Genomic DNA, 4,940 nt, shown 5'->3' on the forward strand with positions numbered 1-4,940 from the left:
AACGAACGGCTGGTGGAACGCGGTCCCGTCGGTGTCCGGGGCCTGGATCCGCTCAGGTCGGGTCGCCTGAGCGGATCTCACCGGGCCTTGAGGCCGCGATCGCTGAACCGTTCATGGCACTGACGATCGCCGACCGCTCTGATAGCGGGCCGTCGCCGTGCTGACACGGCCGCTGACACGACGCCGCATCCCACCTGTTCGCCGCCAGGACCTCGGCCGGAACGTGATTCCGGGCCCTGTAACGCTTCTGGCCGCTTTGTGCGCAGGCACTAAGATGACCATCGTGAGTTCCCGAGGACGGCGCCGGATCGACGAGATCGGTGAAGAGAGTCGTCGCCGCATTCTGGACGCAGCCGAAGAGCTGTTCGCCGAGCGCGGGTTCGACCGGACGTCCTTCGTCGACATCTCCGAGCGCTCGGGCATCAGCCGCGGCTCCATCCCGTGGCACTTCAAGAACAAAGACGGTCTCGTGATGGCCGTTGTAGAACGCGCGATCGACCGCTTGATGCCCCCGGAGCGCTACCAGTCCGTGCCGGCGCTCGCCGAGTTGTTCGACGACTCCGCCGCCTTGGTGCGCAGCGGCAATTCGGCGCTGGTATTCATGATCTTGGGTGAAGCCATCAGCGGCACGGGCGCCGTCCGCACCCAGTACCAAGAGTTCCTCGCCCGGCGGCGCGGCGGCCTTGAGCTCTGGTTGCGCGCGCATCGCCCCGCAAGCGCGGATCCCGCGACCGCGTCGAGGCAGGAGCGCGCCTCCGCGGCTGCACTCAACGGAGCGCTCCTCGGGATCCACCTCCAGGCGCTCGTCGACCCCGACGCCTTCGACCTCGACGAGGCCCTGCAGTCGGTCGCGGCCATGTTCGACAAGAACCTCGCCGACGTCTGGTCCACTCCGCCGGGCGTCGCCCCCGCACGTCGCGACGCCCCGAAGACCGGCAACGGCCGAGACGTGCGCACCGACTGACCCGATTCCCGATCGCCGGCCGTCGTCCAGGTCCGTGGGCTCGAATCACGAGCGAAAGCGGGACGGTACGGCGGTTGCCGTTCCGTCCCGCTGACTCACCTTCTTGGCGCTCGGCGCCCTGCAGTCCGATCGGGCGTTCTCCGGTCAGAAAGCCCCGTCGACGGCCGGAGCCGGGATGGAGTTGAGGAGGCTCTCCATCCGCTTCTCCACATAGGGCCGGAGCATGTCTCCGGTGTGGATCCACATCGACCGGGCCTCCATGCCGGCGATGACCATCTCGCCGACGGAGTCGATGCCGGCACCCCCCTTGAGGAACGTCTCGGCGTCCTGGCGGATGTTGTCCGTCAACCCGATGGAAACGCCCTCGTCCGCTGACCGGGTGTTACGAATGATGTCGGTGTCGACGGGGCCTGGACACAGCACGCTGACGTCGATGCCGTGCTTGCTCACCGCCAGCTGCAGCGACTCCGAGAGCCCGACCACCGCGAACTTGGCGGTCACGTACAGCAGGTTCGTGTCGGCTACCAGACCGGCGCCCGACGAGGTGTTCACGATGTACCCGCCCTCGCCGCGCTCGATCATGCGAGACAAGAAGGTCTGCAGCCCGTTGACCACACCGGTGAGGTTGACGCCAAGGGCCAGGTCCCACTTCTCGTACTCCAGCTCCGACACCGGCGAGTACGGCACGATGCCGGCGTTGTTGAACAGCAGATCGACGGGCCCCAGCTTCGACTCGACCTCGTCGGCGACCGAGGCGAACGCCGCACGGTCGCGCACGTCCAGCCGAAAGGTCTCCACGGCCGTCACGTGCGACAGCTCAGCTTCGCTGTGGGTCAGCGCTGCCTCGTCGATGTCGGCCAGTGCGAGACGCACCCCACGTTTGCCCAGGGCGCGTGCGATGCCGAGACCGATTCCCTGGCCACCTCCTGTGATGAAGGCGACCGACCCTCTCCACTCCCTCATGAGACCGCCGTTCCTCAGTGGGCCCCTCTGACGGGCCACTGACGCGAAGTTTCGTACCGACCAACTCTATGTCGAATAACATAGAGAATGACGATCAACAGTGTCTATGTTCATATGCTGTGACCATGCTGGTCAAACCAGGGACAACCCCGTTGAAAGGGCTCCGATGACCGAAGAAGATCGCACGGAGGTCGCGCTCGCCGCCGCCCCCGAGCAGAAGATGACGTTCTCAGAGGTCGTGTCCGCCGGCGGGGGCACGATGCTGGGCGTGCTTCTCGGTCTCCAGTTGCTCGACAGCGTCGACAACGCGATGTTCAGCATCTTCGCGCCCGAGATCCGAGAGTCGCTGGGCATCGGTTCCGCGGCGGTCGCCACCGTCGGAACGCTCGCCGGGGTCATGGTCTTCGTGGCCGCGCTCCCCCTCGGCCTGCTCGGAGACCGTCGCCGTCGCACCACCATCGCCGGCGTCTGCACCCTCCTCTGGGCCGTCGCAGCCGCACTCCTCGGCCTGGTCCAGAACCTGTGGCAGGTGGTCATGGTCCGCATCCTCGCGGGCATCGGCAAGGCCAACGAAGGGCCCATCCAGGTCTCGCTCCTGACCGACGCCTACCCACCCGCCGGCCGCGGCCGGGTGCTCGGCGTTCACCGCGGCGGCCAACCCCTGGGCATCGTCATCGGCCCTCTTCTGGTCGTGCTCTTCGCGGCGATCATTCCCGGCGAGTACGAGCCGTGGAGGTGGGCCTTCGCCTTCGTCGCCGTGTCCGGCCTGGTTCTCGCCCTGGCCACCCTGCGACTGCGCGAACCGGTCCGGGGCCGCTTCGAGCAGGAGGCAATGCTCGGGGACGAACTGCTCCCGAACCCGACCACCTGGCAGGTGCCGCTGCTGGCCGCGTTCGCGCAACTGAGGAAGATCCGCACCTTCTACTTCGTGATGATCGCACTCGGCGCGTTCGGTCTGGCCGCGACCACGGTGCCGATCTATCTGAACCTCATCCTCGAAGACCATTTCGGGCAGGGCGTCATGGCTCGCGGCTTGATCGCCGCCGTCAGCTCCGTCGGCGGGCTGACCGGCGCGGTGCTCGGTGGCGTCTACAGCGACCGCTTGTTCCGACGCAGCCCCACAGCGGCCCTGTATCTGGCCGCCGGAGCGGTCGCCATCCTCGGCGTCGGCTTCGCCATCCAGGCCTACTCGCCCGACATCGCGACCTTCGTCGTCATCGGAGTGGTCACTTCGGGCACGACCTTCGCCGGTCTCGTCCCGTTGAGTCTCGTCGTCGCCTCGGTGACTCCTCCCGAGATCCGCGCGACGGCGTTCGCGCTGGTCGGCCTGTATCTGGCGGTCGTCGGCGGACTCGGCGGCGCGCTGCTCACCGGTGTGGCCGAGCAGCTGTGGGGTGCTCAGGCCGCCGTCGCCGTGATCGCACCGGCTGCATCCATCGTGGCGGCCCTCGTCCTGGCAGTTGCCGCCGGCCACCTCCTCCGCGACATCCGCACGGGCCACCGCTGACGCGTTCGCGAAGTCTCCCGCCGGTCCACCCTGCGGCGTCGTGTCAGCGACCGCGTCAGGACGGCGACAGCCCGATATCAGTGCGGTCGGCGATCGTAAAGCCCATCGACGGCTCAGCGATCGCGGCCATGGGCCGCACGCCAGGCCGGGTTGCGCAGATCGAACACGGTACGTAGGGAGATTCGTGATGGAAAAGGGCAACAGCGGCTTCTCCAAGTCCGGGCTGCACAGGATGCGCGAGGTGCTGGCACGGCATGTCGATTCCGGGAAGATTCCCGGGCTCGTCGCCCTGGTCAGCCGGGGTGACGAGACGCACGTCGAGGCGATCGGGACGATGCGTCATGACGGTGGTGCGCCGATGCGCCGGGACACGATCTTCCGGATGGCGTCCACGTCCAAGCCGGTCGCGGTCGCGGCGGCGATGGTCCTGCTGGATGAGTGCAGGCTGCGGCTGGACGACCCGGTGGATCCGTGGCTGCCGGAACTCGCCGACCGGCGGGTGCTGAAGCGGAGCGACGGTCCGCTGGACGACACCGTGCCCGCGCGTCGGCCGATCATCGTACGGGACCTGCTGACCTCCACGTTCGGGCTCGGCATGGACATGACGTCGCTGGGCTCGCCGATCATGAACGCGATCTTCGAGCAGGGGCTCACCCCCAACCTGCCGGAGCCGATGCCCGAGCCGGATGAGTGGATGCGCCGCCTCGGCGCTCTTCCGCTGATGCACCAGCCCGGAGAGCGCTGGCAGTACCAGATCAGCAATGATCTCCTCGGCGTGCTGGTGGCCAGGGTCACCGGCCAGTCGTTCGAGACGTTCCTGCGCGAACGCGTCTTCGACCCGCTGGGCATGAAGGACACCGGCTTCCACGTGCCCGCCGACCAGATCGACCGGCTGCCGCCGCTCTACGCCCCCGACCCGCAGAGCGGAGAGTTCCTCGTGTGGGACGAGGCCGAAGGGGGACGCCACAGCCGGCCCCCGGCCTTCCAGGGCGGCGGCGGTGGGCTGGTCTCCACCGCCGATGACTACCACGCCTACTTCCGGATGCTGCTGAACGGCGGGATGCACGGCGGCGAACGGATCCTGTCCCGGCCCGCCGTGGAGCTGATGACCACCAACCGCCTCACACCCGAGCAGAACGCCGCCCGTAACGCCATGGCCGCCAACAACGTCCATGTGTCGTTCGGCCAAGGGCAGCACGGCGGCTGGGGCATGGGGATGGCGGTGCGCACCTATCGCGGCGACTACGCCTCCATCGGCCAGTTCGGCTGGGACGGCGGGAGCGGCACCTCGACCTACGCCGACCCGGACAAGCAGCTCACCGGGATCCTGCTCGCCCAGGTCGGGATGTCCGTCCCGGACCCGGCACGGCTCATCCACGACTTCTGGACCACGCTCTACCAGGCCATCGACTGACCCCGAGCCCGCGCTCGGGAGGCCTGTCCTCATCGATGTTCCCGCGCGGAGTTCGGTCTTGAGGCCGGGCACCGGCGGGGCCCCTCTCTACC

The 4,940-nt window shown here is 68.1% G+C and carries 4 protein-coding genes; 3 read left to right on the forward strand and 1 reads right to left on the reverse strand.

The window, feature by feature from the left end:
- Positions 1-274: 274 nt before the first annotated feature.
- Positions 275-964, forward strand: a complete 690-nt coding sequence (locus tag ACTMTF_RS49205; RefSeq protein ID WP_441117006.1) for a TetR/AcrR family transcriptional regulator — start codon at positions 275-277, stop codon at positions 962-964.
- Between the two features lie 144 nt (positions 965-1,108).
- Here the strand turns inward: ACTMTF_RS49205 and ACTMTF_RS49210 are convergent, their stop codons facing one another.
- The gene (locus ACTMTF_RS49210; protein ID WP_441117007.1) at positions 1,109-1,927 is read right to left on the reverse strand and encodes an SDR family oxidoreductase; all 819 of its coding nucleotides are present in this window, start codon (positions 1,925-1,927) and stop codon (positions 1,109-1,111) included.
- 166 nt (positions 1,928-2,093) lie between these two features.
- Between ACTMTF_RS49210 and ACTMTF_RS49215 the strand changes: the two genes are divergently transcribed.
- Complete coding sequence (locus tag ACTMTF_RS49215; RefSeq protein WP_441117008.1) at positions 2,094-3,434, forward strand: MFS transporter; 1,341 nt, start codon at positions 2,094-2,096, stop codon at positions 3,432-3,434.
- Between the two features lie 187 nt (positions 3,435-3,621).
- The gene (locus ACTMTF_RS49220; RefSeq protein ID WP_441117009.1) at positions 3,622-4,848 is read left to right on the forward strand and encodes a serine hydrolase domain-containing protein; all 1,227 of its coding nucleotides are present in this window, start codon (positions 3,622-3,624) and stop codon (positions 4,846-4,848) included.
- Positions 4,849-4,940 lie beyond the last annotated feature (92 nt).

Source organism: Nonomuraea sp. ZG12 (assembly GCF_052068115.1).
Classification (GTDB): domain Bacteria; phylum Actinomycetota; class Actinomycetes; order Streptosporangiales; family Streptosporangiaceae; genus Nonomuraea.

What these genes read in the sequence shown, in the direction of transcription:
- ACTMTF_RS49205 (WP_441117006.1), top strand. Translation starts at nt 275, where the DNA reads ATGACCATCGTGAGTTCCCGAGGACGGCGCCGGATCGACGAGATCGGT.
- ACTMTF_RS49210 (WP_441117007.1), bottom strand. Translation starts at nt 1,927, where the DNA reads ATGAGGGAGTGGAGAGGGTCGGTCGCCTTCATCACAGGAGGTGGCCAG.
- ACTMTF_RS49215 (WP_441117008.1), top strand. Translation starts at nt 2,094, where the DNA reads ATGACCGAAGAAGATCGCACGGAGGTCGCGCTCGCCGCCGCCCCCGAG.
- ACTMTF_RS49220 (WP_441117009.1), top strand. Translation starts at nt 3,622, where the DNA reads ATGGAAAAGGGCAACAGCGGCTTCTCCAAGTCCGGGCTGCACAGGATG.